Origin of the sequence: Bradyrhizobium genomosp. III (assembly GCF_000261705.1) — a bacterium.
Classification (GTDB): domain Bacteria; phylum Pseudomonadota; class Alphaproteobacteria; order Rhizobiales; family Xanthobacteraceae; genus Bradyrhizobium; species Bradyrhizobium ottawaense.
The window spans coordinates 1-1,159 of sequence record NZ_AJQF01000247.1 but is presented as its reverse complement, the minus strand read 5'-3'; the positions used below and the strand labels follow the sequence as shown (position 1 = coordinate 1,159).

Sequence of the window (1,159 nt, the reverse complement as noted above, 5' to 3'; positions counted from 1 at the left end):
CGGCGGCGGCCGAGCCCGCCGTCGGAGAAGACGGGCTCTATCACGAGCCCTGGTTCCTGCAGAGCTTCCTCGATCTGCGCGAGGACCTGGATAGCGCTGCGGCCGGCGGCAAGCGCCTTGCCATCATGTGGGAGCTGCGCGGCTGCCCCTATTGCCGCGAGACGCACCTGGTGAACTTCGCCGATGCCGGCATCGCCAGCTACATCCGCGACAATTTCGAGGTGTTGCAGCTCAACCTGATCGGCTCGCGCAAGGTGACGGACTTCGATCGCCAGGAATTGACAGAGAAAGAGCTCGCCCAGAAATACGGGATCCGGTTCACGCCGACCTTTCAGTTTTTTCCGCCATCCGCCGATGGCCTCGAAGCAAAGGACGCGATGGCGCGCGAGGTGGCGCGGGCACCCGGCTATCTCAAGCCGCCGCACTTCCTGGCGATGTTTCGTTTCGTGCGGGAGCGCGCTTACGAGCGCGGCTCGTTCCGGGAGTTTCTGGCCGCGAACGGCTGACCATGAGCGCCTTTCGAATTCCGCTTGACGTCAGCGTTTATATGAACATATCATAATAAATGAATTTGATGGATTGTGAGTCCGTCGTAACCAAGAGCGGGGGTCACCCCGCGATCCGAGGGTAGGGAACATGCGGCGCTCGCTTGCTGCTGCGTTTGCACTTTGTCTGTCGGCCGGAAGCGCTTTGGCGCAAGAGCCGAACAAGGAGCCGATCAGGCTCGAAATCGTCAACGACTCCGTGCCGAAATCCCTGACCGGCGCGCCAGGAAATGCCGCCGCCGGCAAGAAGGTGTTTCTGACCCGCACGCTCGGCAATTGCCTGGCCTGCCATCAGGTCACCAGCCTGAAGTCCGAGGAATTCCACGGCGAGTTCGGTCCGTCGCTGGACGATGTCGCCGGCCGCTACACCGAGGCGCAATTGCGCCTCATTGTCGCCGACCCCAAGCGCATCTTCACCAACACCGTCATGCCGGCGTTCTTCAGGAACGACGGCCTCAGCCGGGTGCGCCCGGAATTCGTAGGCAAATCCATTTTGACGGCCGCGCAGGTCGAGGACGTCATCGCTTTTCTCAAGACGCTGAACTGACAGCGAGGAGGATCAGGAATGAAAGCCATCAATCGACGGCAGGCATTTGCGCTCGGGGGCGGCTTCG

The 1,159-nt window shown here is 61.7% G+C and carries 2 protein-coding genes; both read left to right on the top strand.

The annotated features are described in order from the left end of the window. Positions 1 to 506 (top strand): SoxW family protein (locus IC66_RS0121520; RefSeq protein WP_038948995.1); only part of this gene is annotated, 506 nt, incomplete at its 5' end. A 130-nt stretch (positions 507 to 636) separates the two neighbouring features. Further along, entirely contained in the window at positions 637 to 1,092 is a 456-nt protein-coding gene (gene soxX / locus IC66_RS0121515; protein ID WP_038948994.1) for a sulfur oxidation c-type cytochrome SoxX, read from the top strand. Positions 1,093 to 1,159: the final 67 nt, after the last annotated feature.